Source organism: Pseudomonas sp. (assembly GCF_050739775.1).
In the GTDB taxonomy this organism is placed as follows: domain Bacteria; phylum Pseudomonadota; class Gammaproteobacteria; order Pseudomonadales; family Pseudomonadaceae; genus Aquipseudomonas.
In genome coordinates this window covers 1-24950 of record NZ_JBOICA010000028.1, presented here as the reverse complement: position 1 = coordinate 24950, position 24950 = coordinate 1, and the positions used below count along the sequence as shown (strand labels likewise).

General features: G+C 56.5%; 24 protein-coding genes and 4 tRNA genes. All 28 read right to left on the bottom strand.

Annotated features, from left to right (window positions below; translation table 11 throughout):
• Positions 1-687, bottom strand: coding sequence for a 30S ribosomal protein S3 (gene rpsC, locus ACRESH_RS15850; protein WP_010220308.1), 687 nt, complete (start codon positions 685-687; stop codon positions 1-3).
• Between the two features lie 13 nt (positions 688-700).
• On the bottom strand, positions 701-1033 hold the full coding sequence (gene rplV, locus ACRESH_RS15845; RefSeq protein WP_003103908.1) for a 50S ribosomal protein L22: 333 nt from the start codon (positions 1031-1033) through the stop codon (positions 701-703).
• A gap of 11 nt (positions 1034-1044) precedes the next feature.
• The gene (gene rpsS / locus ACRESH_RS15840; RefSeq protein WP_002555486.1) at positions 1045-1320 is read right to left on the bottom strand and encodes a 30S ribosomal protein S19; all 276 of its coding nucleotides are present in this window, start codon (positions 1318-1320) and stop codon (positions 1045-1047) included.
• A gap of 16 nt (positions 1321-1336) precedes the next feature.
• Positions 1337-2161 carry a 50S ribosomal protein L2 gene (gene rplB, locus ACRESH_RS15835; RefSeq protein WP_400171208.1) on the bottom strand — a complete coding sequence of 275 codons (825 nt, stop codon included), beginning with the start codon at positions 2159-2161 and terminating at the stop codon, positions 1337-1339.
• A 14-nt stretch (positions 2162-2175) separates the two neighbouring features.
• Positions 2176-2475 (bottom strand): 50S ribosomal protein L23, encoded by a 300-nt coding sequence (rplW, locus tag ACRESH_RS15830; RefSeq protein WP_010220306.1) that lies wholly within the window; start codon positions 2473-2475, stop codon positions 2176-2178.
• Positions 2472-3074: a 50S ribosomal protein L4 gene (gene rplD / locus ACRESH_RS15825; protein ID WP_010220305.1), complete on the bottom strand. Its 603-nt coding sequence runs from the start codon at positions 3072-3074 to the stop codon at positions 2472-2474. The genes rplW and rplD overlap by 4 nt, the downstream gene beginning before the upstream one ends.
• A gap of 12 nt (positions 3075-3086) precedes the next feature.
• The gene (rplC, locus tag ACRESH_RS15820; RefSeq protein WP_028944484.1) at positions 3087-3722 is read right to left on the bottom strand and encodes a 50S ribosomal protein L3; all 636 of its coding nucleotides are present in this window, start codon (positions 3720-3722) and stop codon (positions 3087-3089) included.
• Between the two features lie 81 nt (positions 3723-3803).
• Positions 3804-4115: a 30S ribosomal protein S10 gene (gene rpsJ, locus ACRESH_RS15815; protein WP_003186070.1), complete on the bottom strand. Its 312-nt coding sequence runs from the start codon at positions 4113-4115 to the stop codon at positions 3804-3806.
• A gap of 142 nt (positions 4116-4257) precedes the next feature.
• Complete coding sequence (gene tuf, locus ACRESH_RS15810; RefSeq protein WP_431742884.1) at positions 4258-5451, bottom strand: elongation factor Tu; 1194 nt, start codon at positions 5449-5451, stop codon at positions 4258-4260.
• 31 nt (positions 5452-5482) lie between these two features.
• Positions 5483-7630, bottom strand: coding sequence for an elongation factor G (gene fusA, locus ACRESH_RS15805; protein WP_431742883.1), 2148 nt, complete (start codon positions 7628-7630; stop codon positions 5483-5485).
• Positions 7631-7660: 30 nt separating this feature from the next.
• A complete protein-coding gene (gene rpsG, locus ACRESH_RS15800; protein WP_008089143.1) occupies positions 7661-8131 on the bottom strand; it encodes a 30S ribosomal protein S7 in 471 nt (156 codons plus the stop codon).
• 120 nt (positions 8132-8251) lie between these two features.
• On the bottom strand, positions 8252-8623 hold the full coding sequence (rpsL, locus tag ACRESH_RS15795; protein ID WP_003186084.1) for a 30S ribosomal protein S12: 372 nt from the start codon (positions 8621-8623) through the stop codon (positions 8252-8254).
• Between the two features lie 210 nt (positions 8624-8833).
• A complete protein-coding gene (rpoC, locus tag ACRESH_RS15790; RefSeq protein ID WP_431742882.1) occupies positions 8834-13033 on the bottom strand; it encodes a DNA-directed RNA polymerase subunit beta' in 4200 nt (1399 codons plus the stop codon).
• 64 nt (positions 13034-13097) lie between these two features.
• Positions 13098-17171 (bottom strand): DNA-directed RNA polymerase subunit beta, encoded by a 4074-nt coding sequence (gene rpoB, locus ACRESH_RS15785; protein WP_431742881.1) that lies wholly within the window; start codon positions 17169-17171, stop codon positions 13098-13100.
• A gap of 220 nt (positions 17172-17391) precedes the next feature.
• Positions 17392-17757: a 50S ribosomal protein L7/L12 gene (rplL, locus tag ACRESH_RS15780; protein ID WP_431742880.1), complete on the bottom strand. Its 366-nt coding sequence runs from the start codon at positions 17755-17757 to the stop codon at positions 17392-17394.
• Positions 17758-17835: 78 nt separating this feature from the next.
• Positions 17836-18336, bottom strand: a complete 501-nt coding sequence (gene rplJ, locus ACRESH_RS15775) for a 50S ribosomal protein L10 (RefSeq protein WP_045190247.1) — start codon at positions 18334-18336, stop codon at positions 17836-17838.
• A 199-nt stretch (positions 18337-18535) separates the two neighbouring features.
• Positions 18536-19231, bottom strand: a complete 696-nt coding sequence (gene rplA / locus ACRESH_RS15770) for a 50S ribosomal protein L1 (RefSeq protein WP_038606147.1) — start codon at positions 19229-19231, stop codon at positions 18536-18538.
• Positions 19231-19662 (bottom strand): 50S ribosomal protein L11, encoded by a 432-nt coding sequence (gene rplK, locus ACRESH_RS15765; protein WP_028944937.1) that lies wholly within the window; start codon positions 19660-19662, stop codon positions 19231-19233. Before rplK ends, rplA begins: the two co-directional genes overlap by 1 nt.
• Positions 19663-19781: 119 nt before the next feature.
• Positions 19782-20315, bottom strand: coding sequence for a transcription termination/antitermination protein NusG (nusG, locus tag ACRESH_RS15760; protein ID WP_431742879.1), 534 nt, complete (start codon positions 20313-20315; stop codon positions 19782-19784).
• 9 nt (positions 20316-20324) lie between these two features.
• Positions 20325-20693, bottom strand: a complete 369-nt coding sequence (gene secE, locus ACRESH_RS15755; protein WP_038606143.1) for a preprotein translocase subunit SecE — start codon at positions 20691-20693, stop codon at positions 20325-20327.
• A gap of 45 nt (positions 20694-20738) precedes the next feature.
• Positions 20739-20814 (bottom strand) — tRNA-Trp (locus ACRESH_RS15750).
• 53 nt (positions 20815-20867) lie between these two features.
• Positions 20868-22061: an elongation factor Tu gene (gene tuf, locus ACRESH_RS15745; protein ID WP_431742878.1), complete on the bottom strand. Its 1194-nt coding sequence runs from the start codon at positions 22059-22061 to the stop codon at positions 20868-20870.
• 85 nt (positions 22062-22146) lie between these two features.
• Positions 22147-22222: transfer RNA gene (locus tag ACRESH_RS15740), tRNA-Thr, on the bottom strand.
• 26 nt (positions 22223-22248) lie between these two features.
• Positions 22249-22322, bottom strand: a tRNA-Gly gene (locus tag ACRESH_RS15735).
• Between the two features lie 23 nt (positions 22323-22345).
• Positions 22346-22430: transfer RNA gene (locus tag ACRESH_RS15730), tRNA-Tyr, on the bottom strand.
• A 143-nt stretch (positions 22431-22573) separates the two neighbouring features.
• Positions 22574-23002 carry a hypothetical protein gene (locus ACRESH_RS15725; RefSeq protein WP_431742877.1) on the bottom strand — a complete coding sequence of 143 codons (429 nt, stop codon included), beginning with the start codon at positions 23000-23002 and terminating at the stop codon, positions 22574-22576.
• Positions 23003-23009: 7 nt separating this feature from the next.
• Positions 23010-23756: a pantothenate kinase gene (locus tag ACRESH_RS15720; protein ID WP_431742921.1), complete on the bottom strand. Its 747-nt coding sequence runs from the start codon at positions 23754-23756 to the stop codon at positions 23010-23012.
• Positions 23746-24705 (bottom strand): bifunctional biotin--[acetyl-CoA-carboxylase] ligase/biotin operon repressor BirA, encoded by a 960-nt coding sequence (gene birA / locus ACRESH_RS15715; RefSeq protein ID WP_431742876.1) that lies wholly within the window; start codon positions 24703-24705, stop codon positions 23746-23748. The genes ACRESH_RS15720 and birA overlap by 11 nt, the downstream gene beginning before the upstream one ends.
• Positions 24706-24950: the final 245 nt, after the last annotated feature.

Below are 24950 nucleotides of genomic sequence, written 5' to 3'. Positions count from 1 at the left end.
TTACTTAGCAGCTTTTTTACGAGGCGCTGGTGCTTGTGGTTTCAGTTCTTCTTGGCGACCACCAATAACTTCGCCTTTGAAAATCCAAACCTTCACACCGATCACACCGTAAGTGGTGTGAGCTTCGTAAGTGGCATAGTCGATGTCGGCACGCAGGGTGTGCAGTGGCACACGACCTTCGCGATACCATTCAGTACGTGCGATTTCAGCACCGCCGAGACGACCGCTCACCTGGATCTTGATGCCTTTGGCACCAATGCGCATGGCGTTCTGTACGGCGCGCTTCATGGCGCGACGGAACATCACACGACGCTCCAGCTGCTGAGCAACGCTCTGAGCAACCAGCATACCGTCGAGTTCCGGCTTGCGGATCTCTTCGATATTGATGTGCACAGGCACACCCATTTGCTTGGTCAGGTCCTGACGCAGTTTCTCAACATCCTCACCTTTCTTCCCGATAACGATACCTGGACGAGCGGTGTGGATGGTGATGCGTGCAGTTTGAGCCGGACGATGGATATCGATACGGCTAACGGACGCGCTTTTTAGTTTGTCTTGGAGGTACTCACGCACATTCAGATCTGCGAGCAAATAGTCCGCATAAGTCCGACCGTCTGCGTACCAGACGGAGGTGTGCTCCTTGACGATTCCCAGGCGAATGCCAGTGGGATGTACTTTCTGACCCATCTGATCGACTCCGTTACTTGTCCGCAACCTTGACAGTGATATGGCAAGACCGCTTGACGATGCGATCAGCGCGGCCTTTGGCACGCGGCATGATGCGCTTCAGCGAACGCCCTTCGTTGACGAAAACGGTGGAGACCTTCAGGTCATCAACGTCTGCGCCTTCGTTATGCTCGGCGTTGGCAACGGCCGACTCGAGGACTTTCTTCATGATTTCAGCGGCTTTTTTGCTGCTGAAGGCCAACAGGTTGAGCGCTTCGCCCACCTTCTTCCCGCGGATCTGGTCGGCGACCAAGCGGGCTTTCTGGGCGGAGATTCGAGCGCCCGACAACTTAGCGGCTACTTCCATTTCCTAACCCCTTAACGCTTGGCTTTCTTGTCAGCCACGTGCCCACGATAGGTGCGGGTACCGGCAAACTCGCCCAGTTTATGGCCGACCATGTCTTCGTTCACGAGAACTGGGACGTGTTGGCGACCGTTGTGTACCGCGATGGTCAGACCGACCATTTGTGGCAGGATCATGGAACGGCGCGACCAGGTTTTAACTGGTTTGCGATCGTTCTTCTCCGCCGCCACTTCGATCTTCTTCAGTAGGTGAAGATCGATAAAAGGACCTTTTTTCAGAGAACGTGGCACTGTCGTATCCCTCTATTTACTTGCGACGACGGACGATCATGTTGTCGGTACGCTTATTACCACGAGTCTTCGCGCCCTTAGTCGGGAAGCCCCATGGCGATACCGGATGACGACCACCGGAGGTACGACCTTCACCACCACCATGTGGGTGGTCAACCGGGTTCATGGCAACACCACGAACGGTTGGGCGAACGCCACGCCAGCGTTTGGCACCAGCTTTACCCAGCGAACGCAGGCTGTGCTCGGAGTTCGAGACTTCACCCAGGGTCGCACGGCATTCAGCCAGGACTTTACGCATTTCACCAGAGCGCAGACGCAGGGTCACATAGACACCTTCGCGAGCGATCAGCTGAGCCGAAGCACCAGCGGAACGAGCGATCTGTGCACCTTTGCCCGGCTTCAGTTCGATGCCGTGAATGGTGCTACCCACTGGGATGTTGCGCAGTTGCAGGGAGTTTCCTGGCTTGATTGGAGCCAGAGCACCTGCGATCAGCTGGTCGCCAGCACTCACGCCTTTAGGGGCGATGATGTAGCGGCGCTCGCCGTCTGCGTAGCACAGCAGTGCGATGTGAGCAGTACGGTTTGGATCGTATTCGATACGCTCGACAGTGGCGACGATGCCATCTTTGTCGTTGCGACGGAAATCGACCATACGGTAATGCTGCTTATGACCACCACCTACGTGACGAGTAGTGATGCGGCCATTGTTGTTACGACCACCAGACTTCGATTTCTTCTCGAGCAGCGGTGCGTGAGGAGCGCCTTTATGCAGCTCCTTGTTGACCACCTTGACCACGAAACGGCGGCCAGGGGAAGTCGGTTTGCATTTAACGATTGCCATGATGCACCCCTTCCTTACTCAGCACTGCTGCTGAAATCGAGATCTTGGCCTGGCTGAAGGGATACGATCGCCTTCTTCCAGTCATTACGCTTGCCCAGGCCACGTGCGGTACGCTTGGTTTTACCCAGAACGTTTACAGTCGACACGTTTTCGACTTTTACGCCGAACAGACCTTCGACAGCTTTCTTGATTTCCAGCTTGGTTGCATCGGTAGCAACCTTGAATACGAACTGGCCTTTCTTCTCAGCCAGAACGGTAGCCTTCTCGGAAACGTGCGGGCCAAGGAGGACTTTAAATACGCGTTCCTGGTTCATCCCAGCAGCTCCTCGAATTTCTTCACGGCCGACACAGTGATCAACACTTTGTCGTATGCGATCAGACTAACTGGATCGGAACCCTGTACGTCACGTACGTCGACGTGCGGAAGGTTACGAGCAGCCAAGTACAGATTCTGATCAACAGCGTCAGAAACGATCAGTACGTCGCTCAGACCCATGCCATTCAGCTTGTTCAGCAGGTCTTTGGTTTTCGGCGCTTCAACAGCGAAGTCCTGAACCACGACCAGACGATCGGTACGCACCAGCTCGGCAAGGATGGAACGCATTGCTGCGCGATACATCTTCTTGTTGAGCTTCTGCGAGTGATCCTGAGGACGAGCTGCGAAAGTGGTACCACCGCCACGCCAGATTGGGCTACGGATAGTACCGGCACGAGCGCGGCCAGTACCTTTCTGACGCCATGGGCGCTTACCGCCACCAGCAACGTCGGAACGGGTTTTCTGCTGCTTGGTGCCCTGACGGCCGCCGGCCATGTAGGCCACGACTGCTTGGTGAACCAGCGTCTCGTTGAATTCGCCACCGAAAGTCAGTTCGGAAACTTCGATCGCTTGAGCGTCATTTACATTTAGTTGCATGTCAGCTTCCCCTTAACCGCGAGCCTTGGCAGCCGGACGCACAACCAGATCACCGCCAGTAGCGCCAGGAACGGCACCCTTGACCAGCAACAGATTGCGTTCAGCGTCGACGCGCACTACTTCCAGGGACTGAACGGTCACGCGCTCGGCGCCCATGTGACCGGACATTTTTTTGCCCTTGAATACACGACCAGGAGTCTGGCACTGGCCGATAGAGCCCGGGACGCGGTGGGAAACGGAGTTACCGTGGGTGTTATCTTGACCGCGGAAATTCCAACGCTTGATGGTACCGGCAAAGCCTTTACCCTTCGACTGACCGGTAACATCTACCATTTGGCCAGCTGCGAAAATTTCTGCATTGATCAAGTCGCCAGCCTGGTAGTCGCCTTCTTCAAGACGGAACTCCCAGACACCGCGACCAGCGGCAACGTTCGCTTTAGCAAAGTGACCTGCTTGAGCAGCAGTCACACGCGAAGCACGACGCTCACCAACAGTGACTTGCACTGCACGGTAGCCATCAGTTTCTTCGGTTTTGAACTGGGTGACGCGATTCGGCTCGATCTCAATGACCGTGACCGGAATGGAGACACCTTCTTCGGTAAAAATGCGGGTCATACCGCATTTACGACCGACTACACCAATAGTCATGTTGTAAACCTCATGAGTGTACGGGGCTTTCACCCGCTATGGCCGCCCATTTCAGAGCGTTACACGACTAAGACCCAAGTCTTAGCCGAGGCTGATCTGCACTTCCACACCTGCTGCAAGATCAAGCTTCATAAGAGCATCAACGGTTTTATCCGTTGGCTGGACGATGTCCAGAACGCGCTTATGAGTACGGATCTCGTACTGGTCACGCGCGTCTTTGTTGACGTGCGGGGAGACCAGAACGGTGAACCGCTCTTTGCGAGTAGGCAGTGGAATTGGACCACGCACTTGAGCACCAGTACGTTTCGCGGTTTCCACGATTTCCTGGGTGGATTGGTCGATCAGGCGATGGTCAAAAGCCTTCAACCTGATACGGATTTGCTGATTTTGCATTGGATTTCAGACTCCAGGCTGCTATTCCCACCGGGCGCACTACGCCCGTTAAAAGGAGGCGTGATTCTATAGAGGCCCCTATTGGGTGTCAACCCAATAAAAAAACCCCCGCTGAGCGGGGGCTTTTTCAACCTATCGAAGATTACTCGATGATTTTGGCTACGACGCCAGCGCCGACGGTACGACCGCCTTCACGGATAGCGAAACGCAGACCATCTTCCATTGCGATGGTTTTGATCAGAGTGACTTCCATTTGGATGTTGTCACCTGGCATTACCATTTCAACGCCTTCTGGCAGCTCGCAGTTACCGGTCACGTCAGTAGTACGGAAGTAGAACTGTGGACGGTAGCCTTTGAAGAACGGAGTATGACGGCCGCCTTCTTCCTTGCTCAGAACGTAAACTTCTGCGGTGAACTTGGTGTGCGGCTTGACCGAACCCGGCTTGACCAGAACCTGACCACGCTCAACGTCGTCACGCTTGGTACCACGCAGCAGAACGCCGCAGTTCTCGCCAGCACGACCTTCGTCCAGCAGCTTGCGGAACATCTCAACACCGGTGCAGGTGGTGGTGGTGGTGTCACGCAGACCAACGATTTCCAGGGCGTCCTGAACGCGGACGATACCACGCTCGATACGACCGGTAACAACGGTACCACGACCCGAGATCGAGAATACGTCTTCGATTGGCATCAGGAACGGCTTGTCGATAGCACGCTCAGGCTCTGGGATGTAGCTGTCCAGAGTCTCAACCAGCTTCTTGACAGCGGTGGTGCCCATTTCGTTGTCGTCTTTGCCTTCCAGCGCCATACGAGCCGAACCGATGATGATCGGGGTGTCGTCGCCTGGGAAGTCGTAGGTGGACAGCAGGTCGCGAACTTCCATCTCGACCAGTTCCAGCAGCTCAGCGTCGTCTACCAGGTCAGCCTTGTTCAGGAAGACCACGATGTACGGAACGCCAACCTGACGGGACAGCAGGATGTGCTCACGGGTTTGTGGCATCGGACCATCGGCGGCCGAGCAAACCAGGATCGCGCCGTCCATCTGCGCAGCACCGGTGATCATGTTCTTCACGTAGTCAGCGTGACCTGGGCAGTCAACGTGAGCGTAGTGACGAATTTTCGAGTTGTACTCGACGTGCGCGGTGTTGATGGTGATACCGCGAGCTTTCTCTTCTGGCGCGCTGTCGATCTTGTCGAAGTCGACGATTGCGGAACCGAATACTTCGGAGCAAACGCGAGTCAGAGCTGCGGTCAGAGTGGTTTTACCGTGGTCAACGTGACCGATGGTGCCAACGTTGACGTGCGGGAGGGAACGATCAAATTTTTCTTTAGCCACGACAGTGAACTCCTAGCCTAAAGGGGCTGAATCAGCCTTGTTTTTTAACGAGAGCTTCGACGATGTTCGCCGGAGCCTCAGCGTATTTGGAGAATTCCATGGAGTAGCTCGCGCGACCCTGAGACATGGAACGAACGTCGGTCGCATAACCGAACATTTCACCCAACGGTACCTCAGCACGGATCACCTTGCCGGAGACCGAGTCATCCATACCCTGGATCAGACCACGACGACGGTTCAGGTCACCCATCACGTCACCCATGTAGTCCTCTGGGGTTACTACTTCAACCTTCATGATCGGCTCAAGCACAACACCGCCGCCCTTGCTGGCCAGCTGCTTGGTCGCCATGGAGGCCGCCACTTTAAACGCCATCTCGTTGGAGTCGACGTCGTGGTAGGAACCATCAAACACGGTGGCCTTCAGGCCGATAAGCGGATAACCGGCAACAACGCCGTTTTTCATCTGCTCTTCGATGCCTTTCTGGATCGCCGGGATGTATTCCTTAGGAATAACACCACCCACAACCTCGTTAGTGAACGCCAGGCCTTCGGTGATGTTGCCCTTCTCGTCCGTTGCCGGCTGCGAGAAGCGAATCCAGCAATGACCGAACTGACCGCGACCACCGGACTGACGAACGAACTTACCTTCGATTTCGACGTTGTCCTTGGAGATCTTCTCGCGGTACGAAACCTGAGGCTTACCGATGTTGGCTTCGACGTTGAATTCACGCTTCATGCGGTCAACGAGGATATCCAGGTGAAGCTCGCCCATACCAGAAATGATGGTTTGGCCAGTTTCTTCATCGGTCTTGACGCGGAACGACGGGTCTTCCTGAGCCAGTTTGCCCAGTGCGATACCCATCTTTTCCTGGTCCTGCTTGGTTTTCGGCTCAACAGCTACCGAAATTACCGGCTCAGGGAAGTCCATACGCTCAAGGATGATCGGCTTGTCGGCGTTGCACAGGGTGTCACCAGTGGTGACGTCCTTCATGCCGATCAGAGCAGCGATGTCGCCTGCACGTACTTCTTTGATCTCTTCACGCTGGTTGGCGTGCATCTGCACCATACGACCAACGCGCTCTTTCTTGCCCTTGACCGAGTTGATCACGGAGTCGCCCGAGCTCAGGAAGCCCGAGTAGACGCGCACGAAAGTCAGAGTACCAACGAACGGGTCGGTAGCAATCTTGAACGCCAGAGCCGAGAACGGCTCGTTGTCGTCTGCATGACGCTCGTCGTAGTCAGCCTCAACCAGCTCTTCCTTCGACTTCTCGATCAGATCAGGGTGAATACCCTTGATCGCCGGGATTTCGGTCGGAGCAGGCAGGAAGTCGATGACAGCATCGAGAACCAGAGGAACGCCCTTGTTCTTGAAGGAAGAACCGCAGACAGCCGGAACGATCTCGCTGGCCAGGGTGCGCGCACGCAGACCGGCTTTGATTTCGTCGACGGTCAGCTCACCTTCTTCAAGGTACTTGTTCATCAGCTCTTCGTTGGCTTCTGCAGCGGCTTCGACCATATTGGCGCGCCACTCTTCAGCCAGCGCCAGCATATCGGCAGGAATCTCTTCCTCACGATAAGTGGTGCCTTTGTCGTCGTCGTTCCAGTAGATAGCCTTCATCTTGATCAGATCAACCTGACCCTGGAAGTTATCTTCGGAACCGATAGCCAGTTGAACAGGAACCGGGGTGTGACCCAGACGGTTCTTGATCTGACCAACTACACGCAGGAAGTCAGCGCCAGCACGGTCCATCTTGTTCACGTAAACAACACGTGGAACGCCGTACTTGTTGGCTTGACGCCATACGGTTTCGGACTGAGGCTCAACACCGGAGGTGCCGCAGAAAACAACAACGGCGCCGTCGAGTACGCGCAGCGAACGTTCTACTTCAATGGTGAAGTCAACGTGGCCAGGGGTATCGATGACGTTTACGCGGTAGTTGTCATACTGAGCACGGGAACCCTGCCAGAAGGTGGTAACGGCAGCGGAGGTAATAGTAATACCCCGCTCCTGCTCCTGCACCATCCAGTCGGTGGTCGCGGCGCCATCATGCACCTCGCCCATTTTGTGGCTCAGACCTGTGTAGAACAGGATCCGCTCGGTAGTGGTAGTTTTGCCCGCGTCAACGTGCGCGCAAATACCAATGTTACGGTAGCGGTTGATTGGTGTAGTACGAGCCATAGAGCCCTCGCAAAAATAGTGATGCCTGAATTAGAAGCGGTAGTGCGAGAACGCTTTGTTGGCTTCGGCCATACGGTGTACGTCTTCACGCTTCTTGACTGCAGCACCTTTGCCTTCAGCAGCATCCAGCAGCTCGCCAGCCAGGCGCAGAGCCATGGACTTCTCGCCACGCTTGCGGGCATAGTCTACCAACCAGCGCATTGCCAGGGCGTTACGACGGGATGGACGAACTTCAACAGGAACCTGGTAAGTGGCACCGCCAACACGGCGCGACTTAACTTCGACCAGCGGAGCGATGGCGTCGAGAGCTTTCTCGAAGATTTCCAGGGGATCGCTGTTCTTGCGTTCTTTAACCTTGTCCAGTGCACCGTAAACGATACGCTCGGCAACGGCTTTCTTGCCGCTTTCCATTACGTGGTTCATGAACTTGGCGAGGATCTGGCTTCCGTATTTTGGATCGTCCAGAATCTCACGCTTGGCTGCTACACGACGTCTTGGCATTGATAAGCCCTCAAACGGTCTTCAGGTTAGCCCGGGACAGTGGACCCAAAGGGTGCGTGCCCGACCTTACTCTTATCGACTCAATAAAATGAATAACTGCAAATTGCTGCAAACGGCCGATTACTTCGGACGCTTGGTACCGTACTTCGAACGACCTTGGTTACGACCTTTAACGCCGGAGGTATCCAGGGAGCCGCGAACGGTGTGATAACGAACACCTGGCAAGTCTTTTACACGACCGCCACGGATCAGTACGACGCTGTGCTCTTGCAGGTTGTGGCCTTCACCGCCGATGTACGAGGAAACCTCGAAACCGTTGGTCAGACGCACACGGCATACTTTACGCAGTGCCGAGTTAGGTTTTTTCGGCGTAGTGGTGTACACACGGGTGCACACGCCACGACGTTGCGGGCAGTTCTGCAGCGCAGGAACGTCGGATTTCTCGACGATACGCTTACGCGGCTGACGTACCAGCTGGTTGATAGTTGCCATCTACTAGCTCCACTGTTGTCTTGCGACGCTATTGTCTTGCAAGAAAAGCAAAAATTGGCAGGACGAAGTCCCACCAAATTTAGGGGTACAAGAGTCTAAAGAGGATCTTGCCCCCAGTCAAGACGAGGCCCCAGCCTCCCTCCTCCAGTCATCGGCAACAATTTATGTCGCCAATGACCGGATCGGGTCAGCCAGGGCCCTGTCCTACTTTCAGTTACCGCTGGAGTTCAGCGCTTCAGTCAGTGCGGCTTCCACCTCACTGGCACTTACGCGCAGCGGCTTGTCGGCATCACGGCGACGCTTGCGCTCGCTGTGGTAGGCCAGACCGGTACCGGCCGGGATCAGACGACCAACAACCACGTTTTCTTTCAGGCCGCGCAGGTAATCGCGCTTGCCGGTCACCGCCGCTTCGGTCAGTACGCGGGTGGTTTCCTGGAAGGAAGCCGCCGAGATGAACGATTCGGTGGACAGCGAGGCCTTGGTGATACCCAGCAGTACGCGAGTGAACTTGGAGACAAACTTGTCTTCCGCGCCGAGGCGCTCGTTCTCTACCAGTACGTGGGTCAGTTCCATCTGGTCGCCCTTGATGAAGCTGGAATCACCCGACTCGGCAATCTCGACCTTGCGCAGCATCTGACGCAGGATGGTTTCGATGTGCTTGTCGTTGATCTTCACGCCTTGCAGACGGTAAACGTCCTGAATCTCGTTGACGATGTACTTGGCCAGCGCGCTTACACCCAGCAGACGCAGGATGTCGTGCGGATCGCTTGGACCGTCGGAGATAACTTCGCCGCGGTTCACTTGTTCGCCTTCGAAGACGTTCAGGTGACGCCACTTCGGAATCAGCTCTTCGTACGGATCGCTACCGTCGTTCGGGGTGATGACCAGACGGCGCTTGCCTTTGGTCTCTTTACCGAAGGCGATGGTGCCGCTGACTTCAGCCAGAATCGAGGCTTCTTTCGGACGACGGGCTTCAAACAGGTCAGCAACGCGTGGCAGACCACCGGTGATGTCACGGGTCTTCGAGGTTTCTTGCGGAATACGCGCGATAACGTCGCCGACGCCGATCTGAGCACCGTCGGCCACACCGACCAGGGCGTTTGCCGGCAGGAAGTACTGAGCCGGTACGTCGGTACCCGGCAGCAGCAGATCCTTGCCATTGGCATCGACCATCTTGATTGCAGGACGGATTTCCTTACCTGCAGCCGGACGGTCTTTGACGTCCAGAACTTCGATGTTGGTCAAACCCGTCAATTCGTCGGTCTGACGCTTGATGGTGATGCCTTCTTCCATGCCCACGAAGGTCACGGTACCTTTCATTTCGGTAACGATCGGGTGGGTGTGCGGGTCCCACTTGGCGACGATTGCGCCAGCGTCGACCTTGTCGCCTTCCTTGACCGAAATCACCGCACCGTAAGGCAGCTTGTAGCGCTCACGCTCACGACCGAATTCGTCGGCAATCGCCAACTCACCGGAACGCGACACGGCTACCAGGTTACCGTCGGCACGCACAACCTGCTTCAGGTTATGCAGACGCACCATACCGCCGTTCTTCACCTGGACACTGTCGGCAGCCGAGGTCCGGCTTGCAGCACCACCGATGTGGAACGTACGCATGGTCAGCTGGGTACCCGGCTCACCGATCGACTGAGCAGCGATAACGCCGACCGCTTCACCGATGTTCACCTGGTGACCGCGAGCCAGGTCACGACCGTAGCACTTGGCGCAGATGCCGTAGCGGGTTTCACAGCTGATCGGCGAACGCACGATCACTTCGTCGATGCTGTTCAGCTCGATGAATTCGACCCACTTCTCGTCGACCAGGGTACCGGCCGGAACGATAACGTCGTCGGTGCCTGGCTTGAACACGTCACGGGCGATAACACGACCCAGTACCCGCTCACCCAGCGGCTCTACAACGTCGCCGCCTTCAATGTGCGGCGTCATCAGCAGGCCTTGCTCGGTGCCGCAGTCGATCTCGGTCACGACCAGATCCTGGGCAACGTCTACCAGACGACGGGTCAGGTAACCGGAGTTCGCGGTTTTCAACGCGGTATCCGCCAGACCTTTACGAGCACCGTGCGTCGAGATGAAGTACTGGAGTACGCTCAGACCTTCGCGGAAGTTCGCGGTGATCGGCGTCTCGATGATCGAGCCGTCCGGCTTGGCCATCAGACCACGCATACCGGCCAGCTGACGAATCTGAGCTGCCGAACCCCGGGCACCGGAGTCAGCCATCATGTACATCGAGTTGAAGGACTCTTGCTCGACTTCGTTGCCTTCGCGGTCGATAACCTTCTCTTTCGAGAGGTTGGTCATCATCGCCTTGGAAACTTCGTCGTTCGCCTTGGACCACAAGTCGATGACTTTGTTGTACTTCTCGCCCTGGGTTACCAGGCCGGAGGCGTACTGGCTCTCGATCTCTTTCACTTCGTCGGTGGCAGCACCGATGATGCGGGCTTTTTCATCCGGGATAACGAAATCGTTAACACCGATGGAAACGCCGGAGATGGTCGAGTAGGCAAAACCGGTGTACATCAGCTGGTCAGCGAAGATCACCGTCTCTTTCAGACCAACCACGCGGTAGCACTGGTTGATCAGCTTGGAGATCGCCTTTTTCTTCATTGGCTGGTTGACCACGTCGTACGACAGACCTGGTGGAACAACCTGGAACAGCAGAGCACGGCCGACAGTGGTGTCGACGATACGGGTGTTCTTGACGCTGCCGCCATCACGATCGTTGACGGTTTCGTTGATACGAACCTTGATCTTGGCGTGCAGGGCAGCTTCGCCGGCGCGGAATACGCGGTCGACTTCCTGCAGGTCGGCGAATACGCGACCTTCGCCCTTGGCGTTGATGGCCTCACGGGTCATGTAGTACAGACCCAGTACAACGTCCTGCGACGGAACGATGATTGGCTCACCGTTGGCTGGCGACAGGATGTTGTTGGTCGACATCATCAGCGCGCGCGCTTCGAGCTGGGCTTCCAGCGTCAGCGGCACGTGAACGGCCATCTGGTCACCGTCGAAGTCGGCGTTGTACGCAGCACAGACCAGCGGGTGCAGCTGGATAGCCTTACCTTCGATCAGTACCGGTTCAAACGCCTGGATACCCAGACGGTGAAGGGTCGGCGCACGGTTGAGCAGTACGGGGTGTTCGCGAATCACTTCAGCGAGAACGTCCCACACCTCTGGCAGCTCACGCTCGACCATCTTCTTGGCAGCTTTGATGGTGGTCGCCAGACCGCGCATTTCCAGCTTGCCGAAAATGAACGGCTTGAACAGCTCGAGAGCCATCTTCTTCGGCAGACCGCACTGGTGCAGACGCAGGGTCGGACCTACGGTAATTACCGAACGGCCAGAGTAGTCAACACGCTTACCGAGCAAGTTCTGACGGAAACGACCTTGCTTACCCTTGATCATGTCGGCCAGGGATTTCAGAGGACGCTTGTTCGAGCCGGTGATGGCACGGCCGCGACGGCCGTTATCCAGCAAGGCGTCGACCGCTTCCTGCAGCATGCGCTTTTCGTTGCGCACGATGATGTCCGGCGCGGACAGATCGAGCAGGCGCTTCAGACGGTTGTTACGGTTGATCACCCGACGATACAGATCGTTCAGGTCGGAAGTCGCGAAGCGACCGCCATCCAGCGGAACCAATGGACGCAGATCTGGCGGCAGAACCGGCAGAACGGTCAGGACCATCCACTCAGGCAGGTTGCCCGAGCCCTGGAAAGCTTCCATCAGCTTCAGACGCTTGGACAGCTTCTTGATCTTGGTTTCCGAGTTGGTCTGCGGAATCTCTTCGCGCAGGCGACCGATCTCGTGCTCCAGGTCGATAGCGTGCAGCAGCTCGCGGACAGCCTCGGCACCCATACGGGCGTCGAAGTCATCACCGAACTCCTCCAGCGCTTCGAAGTACTGCTCGTCGTTGAGCAGCTGGCCTTTTTCCAGCGTGGTCATGCCTGGATCGATAACGACATAGCTCTCGAAGTAGAGAACACGCTCGATATCACGCAGGGTCATATCCATCAGCAGGCCGATACGCGACGGCAGCGATTTCAGGAACCAGATGTGGGCAACTGGAGAGGCCAGTTCGATGTGCGCCATGCGCTCACGACGAACCTTGGCCAGGGCGACTTCAACGCCACACTTCTCACAGATCACGCCACGGTGCTTCAGGCGCTTGTACTTACCGCACAGGCACTCGTAGTCCTTGACTGGGCCAAAGATCTTGGCGCAGAACAGGCCGTCACGCTCAGGCTTGAACGTACGGTAGTTGATGGTTTCCGGCTTTTTAACTTCACCGAACGACCACGAACGGATCATCTCAGGCGAGGCCAATCCGATACGGATGGCGTCGAACTCTTCGACTTGACCCTGGTTTTTCAGCAAATTCAGTAGGTCTTTCAAGGCCTTTCCTCCTGGCGGAGCAGGGAGCGGGCTTTTCAGCCGCGCTCCCGATTCGCGTCACGTGTTATTCGGTTTCCAGATCGATATCGATACCGAGCGAACGGATCTCTTTGATCAACACGTTGAAGGACTCGGGCATGCCCGGCTCCATACGGTGATCGCCGTCCACGATGTTTTTGTACATCTTGGTCCGACCGTTCACGTCGTCCGACTTCACTGTGAGCATTTCTTGCAGGGTGTATGCCGCGCCGTATGCTTCCAGCGCCCACACTTCCATCTCCCCGAAACGCTGACCACCGAACTGCGCCTTACCACCCAGCGGCTGCTGGGTAACCAGGCTGTAAGAACCAGTGGAACGCGCGTGCATCTTGTCGTCCACCAAGTGGTTCAGCTTGAGCATGTACATGTAACCAACGGTCACTGGACGCTCGAACTTGTTACCGGTACGGCCGTCGAACAGCTGCATCTGACCGCTTTCTGGCATGTCTGCCAGTTTCAGCATGGCCTTGATTTCGCTTTCCTTGGCGCCGTCGAAGACTGGAGTGGCCATTGGCACACCGCCTTTGAGGTTCTTCGCCAGATCCAGGATTTCCTGGTCGGAGAAGTCTTCCAGGCTTTCCTGACGACCACCGATCTCGTTGTAGATCTCGGTGAGGAACTTGCGCAGCTCGATGACCTTGCGCTGCTCTTCGAGCATGCGGTTGATCTTCTCGCCCAGACCTTTGGCCGCCAGGCCCAGGTGGGTTTCGAGGATCTGACCGACGTTCATACGCGATGGTACACCCAGAGGGTTGAGTACCACGTCAACTGGCGTACCGTTGGCGTCGTGCGGCATGTCTTCGACCGGCATGATCACCGAGACCACACCCTTGTTACCGTGACGACCGGCCATCTTGTCGCCCGGCTGGATGCGGCGACGGATTGCCAGGTAGACCTTGACGATCTTCAGTACGCCCGGTGCCAGGTCATCGCCCTGCTGCAGCTTGCGCTTCTTGTCTTCGAACTTGTCGTCCAGCAGACGGCGACGATCAACGATGTAGGCCTGAGCCTTCTCGAGTTGCTCGTTCAGCGCGTCTTCGGCCATGCGCAGTTTGAACCACTGGCCGTGCTCCAGACCGTCCAGCACTTCGTTGGTGATCACAGTACCTTTCTTCAGGCCTGCACCACCGTCGACCACCTGGCCGTTCAGGGCAGAACGCAGACGCTCGAAGGTTGCACCTTCAACAATACGGAACTCTTCGTTCAGGTCCTTGCGGATCTCGTCGAGCTGCATCTTCTCGATGGACAGCGCACGGCTGTCGCGCTCAACGCCATCACGGGTGAAGACCTGTACGTCGATGACAGTACCTTTGGTGCCGGTTGGCACGCGCAGGGAGGTGTCTTTGACGTCGCTAGCCTTCTCACCGAAGATCGCGCGCAGCAGCTTCTCTTCTGGAGTCAGCTGGGTCTCGCCTTTTGGCGTGACCTTGCCGACCAGAATGTCGCCAGCGCCAACTTCAGCACCAACGTAGACGATACCGGCTTCGTCCAGCTTGTTCAGCGCAGCTTCACCGACGTTCGGGATGTCTGCGGTGATTTCCTCTGGGCCAAGCTTGGTGTCACGCGCCACACAGGTCAGTTCCTGGATGTGGATCGTGGTGAAGCGGTCTTCCTGAACCACCCGCTCGGACAGGCAGATGGAGTCTTCGAAGTTGAAGCCGTTCCATGCCATGAACGCGATGCGCATGTTCTGACCCAGTGCCAGCTCACCCATATCGGTGGACGGACCGTCGGCCATGATGTCGCTACGCTGAACCACATCACCCTTGCTCACCAGCGGACGCTGGTTGATGCAGGTGTTCTGGTTCGAGCGGGTGTACTTGGTCAGGTTGTAGATGTCGACACCCGCTTCACCGGTTTCTACTTCGTCATCAGCAACACGCACCACGATACGGCTGGCATCAACGGAGTCGATCACGCCGCCACGACGAGCCACGACGCAAACGCCGGAGTCACGCGCAACGTTACGCTCCATACCGGTACCGACCAGCGGCTTGTCGGCACGCAGGGTTGGTACAGCCTGACGCTGCATGTTCGAACCCATCAACGCACGGTTGGCGTCGTCGTGCTCGAGAAACGGAATCAGCGACGCTGCGACCGAAACTACCTGCTTCGGCGATACGTCCATCAGGGTGACGTCTTCCGGCGCCTTGACGGTGAATTCGTTCAGGTGACGAACGGCCACCAGCTCGTCGACCAGTTGCTTCTTCTCGTTCATCGCGGCCGAAGCCTGGGCGATGACGTGATCGGCTTCTTCGATCGCTGACAGGAACACGATGTCGTCGCTGACAACACCCTCTTTAACCACACGGTACGGGCTTTCCAGGAAGCCGTACTGGTTGGTGCGGGCATAGGCCGCCAGGGAGTTGATCAGACCGATGTTCGGGCCTTCAGGGGTCTCGATCGGGCACACACGGCCGTAGTGGGTCGGGTGTACGTCACGGACTTCGAAGCCTGCACGCTCACGGGTCAGACCGCCAGGGCCGAGTGCGGAGACACGACGCTTGTGGGTGATCTCGGAGAGCGGGTTGTTCTGGTCCATGAACTGCGAGAGCTGGCTGGAGCCGAAGAACTCTTTCACCGCCGCCGCAACCGGCTTGGCGTTGATCAGGTCCTGAGGCATCAGGCCTTCGCTTTCAGCCATCGACAGACGCTCTTTGACCGCGCGCTCGACACGCACCAGGCCAACGCGGAACTGGTTCTCGGCCATCTCGCCGACGCAACGAACGCGACGGTTACCCAGGTGGTCGATGTCGTCGACGATACCTTTGCCGTTACGGATATCGACCAGGGTCTTGAGGACCTCGACGATGTCTTCCTTGCTCAGCACGCCCGAACCTTCGATCTCGGTACGACCGATACGACGGTTGAACTTCATGCGACCAACGGCCGACAGATCGTAACGTTCGGCGCTGAAGAACAGGTTGTTGAACAGGGTCTCGGCGGCATCCTTGGTTGGCGGCTCGCCAGGACGCATCATCCGATAGATTTCGACCAGCGCTTCCAGCTGATTGCTGGTGGAGTCGATCTTCAGGGTATCGGAGATGAACGGACCGCAGTCGATGTCGTTGGTGTACAGGGTCTCGATACGGACAACCTGAGCCTTGGCGATCTTGATCAGCAGCTCGGTGTTCAGCTCGATGTTGCACTCGGCCAGGATTTCGCCGGTAGCCGGGTGAACGATGGCCTTGGCGGTAGTACGGCCCAGGACGTATTCCATAGGAACGTCCAGTTGCTTAACGCCAGCCTTTTCCAGCTGGTTGATGTGGCGAGCGGTAATACGACGACCTTGCTCGACAATCACCTTGCCGGTTTCATCATGGATGTCCATGACCGCAATTTCACCACGCAGGCGCTGAGGCACCAGCTCCAGGCTGAGCTTCTCGCCCGAGACGTGGAAAACGTTGGTGGTGTAGAAGGCATCCAGTACTTCTTCGGTGCTGTAACCCAGCGCGCGCAGCAGTACCGACGCAGGCAGCTTGCGACGACGGTCGATACGGACGAATACACAGTCTTTCGGATCGAATTCGAAGTCCAGCCACGAACCGCGGTAAGGAATGATCCGTGCCGAGTACAGCAGCTTGCCCGAGCTGTGCGTCTTGCCACGGTCGTGGTCGAAGAACACACCTGGCGAACGGTGCAGCTGGGAAACGATAACACGCTCGGTACCGTTGATAACGAAGGTACCGTTTTCAGTCATCAGGGGAATTTCACCCATGTAGACTTCTTGCTCTTTGATGTCCTTGATCGCTTTGTTCGACGACTCTTTGTCGAAAATGATCAGGCGGACTTTTACCCGCAGCGGCACCGCGTAGGTCACGCCGCGCAGTACGCATTCTTTGACATCAAAAGCCGGTTCGCCCAGACGATAGCCAACGTACTCCAGGGCAGCATTGCCGGAGTAGCTGATGATCGGGAAAACCGATTTGAAGGCCGCATGCAGGCCCACGTCGCGGAACTGATCTTTGGTCGCTCCCGCTTGCAAGAATTCACGATACGAATCCAGCTGGATGGCCAGGAGGTAAGGCACATCCATGACGTCCGGCAACTTGCTAAAGTCCTTGCGGATACGTTTTTTCTCAGTGTATGAGTAAGCCATCAGCGTTCCCCAGCTTGGTCACCTGCTTGTTTGGCTTCTCCCGACGGGAGCAGCCAGAAAATCGTGCAAACCCCATGGTTTGCGCCACCATCATTGGTGGTTACCGCTCGTCATCGGCGCCGACCTGGTCAGCCGCCAATAACGGAAAAAGGCCGGTGGCAAAAGCCACCAGCCATCAGCCTTTCGCTTATCGCTCGGGCTGGAGACGCACAGTCGAGAGTTACTTAACTTCGACTTCAGCGCCTGCTTCGGTCAGCTGAGCAGCAGCTTTGTCAGCCGCGTCTTTAGCAACGCCTTCCAGGATCACCTGAGGAGCGGTATCAACCTTCTCCTTGGCTTCTTTCAGACCCAGACCGGTCAGTTCACGAACAGCCTTGATCACGTTGACTTTCTTGTCGCCAGCGGCTTTCAGAACAACGTTGAACTCGGTTTGTTCTTCAACAACGGCAGCGGCAGCAGCTGGGCCAGCAGCGGCAACAGCAGCGGTAACACCGAAGGTTTCTTCCATTGCTTTGATCAGCTCAACAACTTCCAGAACGGTTTTCTGGCCGATTGCTTCGATGATTTGCTCGTTAGTCAGAGACATGACTTAAATCCTGTATTGGGGTGACAGCCTACGCAGCCATCAAATTAAACGTATGATTTCGAAAGAGCTTGCGGTGCCTTAGGCAGCAGCAGCTTCTTTCTGGTCGCGAACGGCTGCCAGAGTACGAGCCAGCTTGCTGGTCGCGCCTTGGATCACGCTCATCAGCTTCGCAATAGCCTCGTCGCGGGTCGGCAGGGAAGCCAACACGTCGATCTGGTTTGCGGCAAGGAACTTGCCGTCGAACGCAGCTGCCTTGATCTCGAACTTGCTCTGACCCTTGGCGAATTCTGCGAACAGACGGGCAGCAGCGCCCGGGTGTTCGTTGGAGAACGCGATCAGGGTAGGGCCGGTGAAGGCGTCGTTGAGGACACTGAATTCAGTGTCAGCAACAGCGCGCTTGAGCAGGGTGTTACGTACAACACGTACGTAAACGCCAGCTTCACGAGCCTCTTTACGGAGTCCGGTCATTGCGCCTACAGTCACGCCACGGGCATCAGCCACGACAGCAGACAGAGCGACTTTGGCAGCCTCGTTGACTTCAGCGACGATGGCCTTCTTGTCTTCGAGTTTAATTGCCACGGGTAAAACTCCTGCTTGTTACCGTTTCATCTGGCCGAAGCCGGATGTCGTTTTGGTGTCTGGTTCGCTAAGAAACCAGGGGCACCATCTGCGTAGGCTTGAGGTTTAAGGCTTGCGCCGCCTACGGTCTTGGATAGCCCCCGCCAGGCAGGGACCCCAATTTTTCAAGCGGACGCGATTACTCGCGCCGGCTTTTGTCTTACGCGTTCAGCGAGCTCTGGTCGATGACCAGACCTGGGCCCATGGTGGTGCTCAGGGTAACGCGCTTAACATAGATACCTTTCGAAGAAGCTGGCTTGATACGCTTCAGATCAGCGATCAGGGCTTCAACGTTTTCCTTCAGCTTGCCAGCTTCAAAGCCGACTTTGCCAACGGAGGTGTGGATGATGCCGTTTTTGTCGGTGCGATAACGAACCTGACCAGCCTTGGCGTTTTTGACCGCGGTGGCTACGTCTGGAGTTACGGTACCGACTTTCGGGTTAGGCATCAGGCCGCGAGGACCCAGAACCTGACCCAGTTGACCTACAACACGCATTGCATCCGGGGAAGCAATAACGACGTCATAGTTCAGGTCGCCGCCTTTCATTTCGGCAGCCAGATCGTCCATACCTACACGGTCAGCGCCGGCAGCCAGAGCGGCCTCAGCAGCTGGACCCTGGGTGAAGACAGCAACACGTACGGTCTTGCCAGTGCCGTGTGGCAGCACAGTAGCGCTACGAACGACCTGGTCGGATTTACGTGGGTCAACGCCGAGGTTGACAGCAACGTCGAAGGATTCGCTGAACTTCACGGTGGACAGTTCGGCCAGCAGCACTGCTGCGTCTTCGAAGTTGTAGACTTTGCCCGCTTCGATCTTCGAAGCAATGGCCTTTTGGCGCTTGGTCAGCTTAGCCATTACACACCCTCCACGTTGAGGCCCATGCTGCGAGCAGAACCGGCGATGGTACGCACGGCTGCTTCCATGTCAGCGGCGGTCAGATCAGCATTTTTGGTTTTTGCGATCTCTTCCAGCTGAGCACGGGTCACAGTACCGACTTTAACGGTGTTCGGACGTGCAGAACCGCTGGTCAGGCCAGCTGCTTTCTTCAGCAGAACCGAAGCAGGGGTGCTTTTGGTTTCGAAGGTGAAGCTGCGGTCACTGTAAACAGTGATGATCACAGGAGTCGGCAGGCCGGCTTCTTGACCCTGAGTACGGGCGTTGAAGGCCTTGCAGAATTCCATGATGTTCACACCGTGTTGACCCAGTGCTGGACCAACGGGTGGGCTTGGGTTGGCCTGGCCGGCCTTTACTTGCAGCTTGATGTAAGCCTGAATCTTCTTAGCCATGAGCTACTCCAATATCGGGTACGAACGCCAGAAGGCTCCCCGGATGACTTGCGTTTTATCCCAGTGACGACAAAACCCCGCAGCACATAGGGCTGCGGGGTATGGGATGCTTTGTCCGGCTAGACCTTTTCGACCTGGCTGAACTCGAGCTCTACCGGGGTAGAGCGACCGAAAATGAGCACGGCCACCTGGATCCGGCTCTTCTCGTAGTTAACTTCTTCAACGGTACCGTTGAAATCAGCAAACGGGCCATCGATGACGCGAACCACTTCGCCCGGCTCGAACAACGTCTTCGGCTTGGGCTTGTCGCTGCCATCGGCAACGCGACGCAGGATGGCTTCAGCTTCTTTATCGGTGATCGGCGCAGGTTTGTCTGCAGTACCACCGATGAAGCCCATGACGCGAGGAGTATCCTTGACCAAGTGCCAAGTCCCTTCGCTCATGTCCATCTGCACCAGAACGTAGCCTGGGAAGAACTTGCGTTCGCTTTTGCGCTTCTGGCCATTGCGCATCTCAACCACTTCCTCAGTGGGGACCAGAATTTCGCCGAAGCCGTCCTCCATGCCAGCCAGCTTTACGCGCTCGATCAGCGAGCGCATTACATGCTTCTCGTAACCCGAGTAAGCATGCACAACATACCAACGCTTAGCCACGGGACACCCTTAGCCAACAATCAAGGAAATCAACCAACCGAGCAGGGAGTCGAGACCCCACAGCAGCAGCGCCATCACCAGCACAACCGCCACTACGATGAGCGTGGTTTGCATAGTCTCTTGACGGGTTGGCCATACGACTTTACGAATCTCGGTGCGAGCTTCCTTTACCAGCGTAAAGAACGACTTGCCTTTAGCGGTCTGCAGGGCGATGAAGCCAGCCACAGCAGCCAGGACAAGCAGCGCGAGTACGCGATACAGAATCGGCGAAGCGGAGTAATAAAGATTACCCACAACACCAACGACCACCAAAGCGACAACAGCCAGCCACTTGAGCAGATCAAAACGAGAGTCTTGGGCTTCAGCCTTGGGAGTCATCTAGGAAGATCCTGTGAAAAGAAAGCCAGACACACGAGGTGAATCTGGCAGGTCAGGAGGGAATCGAACCCCCAACCTACGGTTTTGGAGACCGTCGCTCTGCCAATTGAGCTACTGACCTAAAAGCTTATCAGGCCGGCCATTATGCCGACCCGATCGAGAGAAATCAACTACTTATTCGATAATCCTTGCTACGACGCCAGCGCCGACGGTACGACCGCCTTCACGGATAGCGAAACGCAGACCATCTTCCATTGCGATGGTTTTGATCAGAGTGACAGTCATCTGGATGTTGTCACCTGGCATTACCATTTCAACGCCTTCTGGCAGCTCGCAGTTACCGGTCACGTCAGTAGTACGGAAGTAGAACTGTGGACGGTAGCCTTTGAAGAACGGAGTGTGACGGCCGCCTTCTTCTTTGCTCAGAACGTAAACCTCTGCGGTGAACTTGGTGTGCGGCTTGACCGAACCCGGCTTGACCAGAACCTGACCACGCTCAACGTCGTCACGCTTGGTGCCACGCAGCAGAACGCCGCAGTTCTCGCCAGCACGACCTTCGTCCAGCAGCTTGCGGAACATCTCAACACCAGTGCAGGTGGTGGTGGTGGTGTCACGCAGACCAACGATTTCCAGGGCGTCCTGAACGCGGACGATACCACGCTCGATACGACCGGTAACAACGGTACCACGACCCGAGATCGAGAATACGTCTTCGATTGGCATCAGGAACGGCTTGTCGATAGCACGCTCAGGCTCTGGGATGTAGCTGTCCAGAGTCTCAACCAGCTTCTTGACAGCGGTGGTGCCCATTTCGTTGTCGTCTTTGCCTTCCAGCGCCATACGAGCCGAACCGATGATGATCGGGGTGTCGTCGCCTGGGAAGTCGTAGGTGGACAGCAGGTCGCGAACTTCCATCTCGACCAGTTCCAGCAGCTCAGCGTCGTCTACCAGGTCAGCCTTGTTCAGGAAGACCACGATGTACGGAACGCCAACCTGACGGGACAGCAGGATGTGCTCACGGGTTTGCGGCATCGGACCATCAGCGGCCGAGCAAACCAGGATCGCGCCGTCCATCTGGGCAGCACCGGTGATCATGTTCTTCACGTAGTCAGCGTGACCTGGGCAGTCAACGTGAGCGTAGTGACGAATGTTCGAGTTGTACTCGACGTGCGCGGTATTGATGGTGATACCGCGAGCTTTTTCTTCTGGAGCCGAGTCGATCTTGTCGAACTCAACGACGGCCGAACCGAAAACTTCGGAGCAGACGCGAGTCAGCGCTGCGGTCAGCGTGGTCTTGCCATGGTCAACATGACCAATGGTGCCGACGTTCACATGCGGCAGACTACGATCGAACTTTTCCTTAGCCATCGAGACAATCCTCAGCAAGAAGAAATAAGCAAGTTAATACGACCATTAAAACAAAGGCAGATATTTTCATATCTGCCTTGTTATATGGAGCTCTTGAGCGGATTTGAACCGCTGACCTCACCCTTACCAAGGGTGTGCTCTACCAACTGAGCTACAAGAGCGTAACACTGTGCAACAACTGCAAACTTGGAGCGGGTAGCGGGAATCGAACCCGCATCATCAGCTTGGAAGGCTGAGGTTCTACCACTAAACTATACCCGCGAGGCTTGCAGCTCTCGCTAAAATGGTGGAGGGGGAAGGATTCGAACCTTCGAAGTCGTAGACGTCAGATTTACAGTCTGATCCCTTTGGCCGCTCGGGAACCCCTCCTGAGCTGGGCGGCATTTTCAACTCCTGCCGTCCTACTGTCAAGCTTTTTCTCATTAAAATCTTGAGGTTAGCTAATTTGACAGCTGCTTCTCAGCGTTACCACTTAGTGGTCATCCCTGTGAAGCGGGCGCCATTCTATCAAGCTATTCGCCAGTTGCAATACCCCTGCACAACATTATTTTATGTTTTAAGTCTTTGAAATCATGGGAAAGTGTCCCAAGCAGGGTTTGCTCCAGTAAATGCTGGCTTTGCGGCGCTATCTGCAGCCACAACCCCGTCGCATCACCGAGCCGACCAAGCACCGGGGCCGCCACCACATCCAGGGTCAGTAAACGCTGACGCAAGGCATCAAGCTGCTCCTGGCTGCTCAGACCACCCACGTAAAGACATTCCTGACCACGCTCGGGCGCCTGCTTACCCTGACGAGACTCGCTCAACAAACGAATACCTTGTTGATTGCCCTTGTAGAGCGATAGCGGTGCCACCTCTTTGACCTTCAGGGGCGCCTCCTGCTGATGCCAGACGTAATAGACACCATTGAGCACCAGCAACAACAGAAACAACCAACGCATAGTCACCTCAATCCAGCGGACAGGCCATGGCCAGGCCGACAAATACCAGATCCGGCACCACTCGGGCATTCGGCGCAGCCTCTTGCACCAGGGGCGCATCGCCTCCAGTCAGCAACACGGTGAAATCATCACCCCACAATGCGTGCGCATGCTCAATCTGGGAGCGGACAAAACCCTTGAGCATGTGCACACAGCCGCGCTCAACCGCCTCTACCGTTGAACGTCCAGGCGCCATACTCGACAAAGCACGTTCAGCTGACGCATCGTCGTAGCGAATCCGCCGGGTATGGGTGCGCAATTGGCTGCGCATCAACGGCATGCCGGGGCAAATGAAGCCACCCAAGTGCTCGCCATCAGCTGCAACGAAGTCAGCCTTTGCCGCAGTACCAAAGTCCATAACCAGGCACGCGCCCTTGGCCAAGCGATAAGCACCCAACACCGCAAGCCAGCGATCCAGACCAAGGCGCTGATAGTCTTCATAACCATTGCGCACGCCGCCAACCTCTTTCGCTGGTTGTGCGACCAGGACACTAACCCCAAAGTGCTGGAACAACAGCGCCGAAAGAGCGGTCGTTTCCTCTTCGCTACGGACACTGACCAGGCGGCAGCGCTGAGGCGGCCGAGGCAGCGCCCTGACCGCTGTCAGCAATGCCTGATCGGAGTCGACCACGCCACCAGCAACGATCGACGCATCTGTACTGCGGATAACCCGCCACTTGATAAAGCTGTTTCCGCAATCGAGCTCAAGAACCATCACGCAACCTCAAACTGAGCTCACCACCGCTGAAGCTCTTCTCTACGCCATCGACCTCAAGACGTAATGCGCCTTGGCCATCGATACCCAGTACCACACCGTCGATCTTGTTGACCCCGGCAATCAAGGATACCGCCCGCCCCTGCCACAGGTGCGCCTGCTCCCACTCTTGCTGGAATCCGGCGAAACCGGCCTGCCGATGCCGCTCCAGGTCGAGCTGCAGGTTATGGTTGAGCCTGGCGACCAACAAATTGCGATCGATAGCCGCGCCCGCCTCGCGACACACAGAGGTCCACTGCTGGTCCACCTCGCTGCTGGCTTGCATGTTCACATTAATGCCAATACCCAGCACCACGTGACAGACATCAGCTGGATCACCCACTAACTCCAGCAGGATGCCGGCGATCTTTTGATTATTGACCAGAACGTCGTTCGGCCACTTCAAGCCAGCATCAGCTACACCGAATGACTGCAGTGTATGCATGACCGCAAGCCCCACCACCAGGCTCAAGCCTTCGAGCTGACGCATGCCGCCCTCGATGCGTAGCACCAGGCTGTAATAGAGGTTCTCGGCAAATGGGCTGACCCACTGCCGCCCACGCCGCCCGCGCCCCGCCGTCTGGCGCTCCGCCAGGACCAGGAAAGGCGCGGCCTGACCTTCACCAATCGCACGCAAGGCCTGGGCATTGGTCGAATCGATGGAGTCGAATACCTGTGCAGGCCAGCACTCGCCCTGCGAGTGTTCGGCGATAGCCGACTCCTCCAGCAGAGACAACGGCGCCGCCAACTGATAACCGCGGCCACGCACTTTATGAATGGGTAGATTCAGCTCAGCCTCGAGGTGCTGCAACTGTTTCCAGACAGCGCTACGACTTACGCCAAGGGCGACCCCCAGGTCCTGCCCGGAATGGAACCGGCCATCCTTGAGGAGCTTCAACAACTTCAGCATGCCAATCTCGACTCGTAATGAGGCTGGCATGATAGCCATGCGGGTGGGGATTGCATAGAAAACTGATGGGATTGAGGCGCCTGGATCGCCGCTGCAGGCGCACTGCCGCTCCCACAGAGGCCAGAAAAGACAAAACCCCTACCTGCATGCGCAGATAGGGGTTTCGGAATTTAATCTTGACGATGACCTACTCTCACATGGGGAAACCCCACACTACCATCGGCGATGCATCGTTTCACTACTGA

Excerpts from the sequence above, each read along its gene's own strand:
- rplV (WP_003103908.1), bottom strand. The coding sequence starts at position 1,033 with ATGGAAGTAGCCGCTAAGTTGTCGGGCGCTCGAATCTCCGCCCAGAAA.
- tuf (WP_431742878.1), bottom strand. The coding sequence starts at position 22,061 with ATGGCTAAGGAAAAGTTCGATCGTAGTCTGCCGCATGTGAACGTCGGC.
- rpoB (WP_431742881.1), bottom strand. The coding sequence starts at position 17,171 with ATGGCTTACTCATACACTGAGAAAAAACGTATCCGCAAGGACTTTAGC.
- fusA (WP_431742883.1), bottom strand. The coding sequence starts at position 7,630 with ATGGCTCGTACTACACCAATCAACCGCTACCGTAACATTGGTATTTGC.
- rplW (WP_010220306.1), bottom strand. The coding sequence starts at position 2,475 with ATGAACCAGGAACGCGTATTTAAAGTCCTCCTTGGCCCGCACGTTTCC.
- rpsJ (WP_003186070.1), bottom strand. The coding sequence starts at position 4,115 with ATGCAAAATCAGCAAATCCGTATCAGGTTGAAGGCTTTTGACCATCGC.
- ACRESH_RS15720 (WP_431742921.1), bottom strand. The coding sequence starts at position 23,756 with ATGGTTCTTGAGCTCGATTGCGGAAACAGCTTTATCAAGTGGCGGGTT.
- rpsG (WP_008089143.1), bottom strand. The coding sequence starts at position 8,131 with ATGCCAAGACGTCGTGTAGCAGCCAAGCGTGAGATTCTGGACGATCCA.
- birA (WP_431742876.1), bottom strand. The coding sequence starts at position 24,705 with ATGCTGAAGTTGTTGAAGCTCCTCAAGGATGGCCGGTTCCATTCCGGG.
- rplD (WP_010220305.1), bottom strand. The coding sequence starts at position 3,074 with ATGCAACTAAATGTAAATGACGCTCAAGCGATCGAAGTTTCCGAACTG.
- rpsC (WP_010220308.1), bottom strand. The coding sequence starts at position 687 with ATGGGTCAGAAAGTACATCCCACTGGCATTCGCCTGGGAATCGTCAAG.
- rplK (WP_028944937.1), bottom strand. The coding sequence starts at position 19,662 with ATGGCTAAGAAGATTCAGGCTTACATCAAGCTGCAAGTAAAGGCCGGC.
- ACRESH_RS15725 (WP_431742877.1), bottom strand. The coding sequence starts at position 23,002 with ATGCGTTGGTTGTTTCTGTTGTTGCTGGTGCTCAATGGTGTCTATTAC.
- rplA (WP_038606147.1), bottom strand. The coding sequence starts at position 19,231 with ATGGCTAAGCTGACCAAGCGCCAAAAGGCCATTGCTTCGAAGATCGAA.
- rplL (WP_431742880.1), bottom strand. The coding sequence starts at position 17,757 with ATGTCTCTGACTAACGAGCAAATCATCGAAGCAATCGGCCAGAAAACC.
- secE (WP_038606143.1), bottom strand. The coding sequence starts at position 20,693 with ATGACTCCCAAGGCTGAAGCCCAAGACTCTCGTTTTGATCTGCTCAAG.
- rpsL (WP_003186084.1), bottom strand. The coding sequence starts at position 8,623 with ATGGCAACTATCAACCAGCTGGTACGTCAGCCGCGTAAGCGTATCGTC.
- rplC (WP_028944484.1), bottom strand. The coding sequence starts at position 3,722 with ATGACTATTGGTGTAGTCGGTCGTAAATGCGGTATGACCCGCATTTTT.
- rplB (WP_400171208.1), bottom strand. The coding sequence starts at position 2,161 with ATGGCAATCGTTAAATGCAAACCGACTTCCCCTGGCCGCCGTTTCGTG.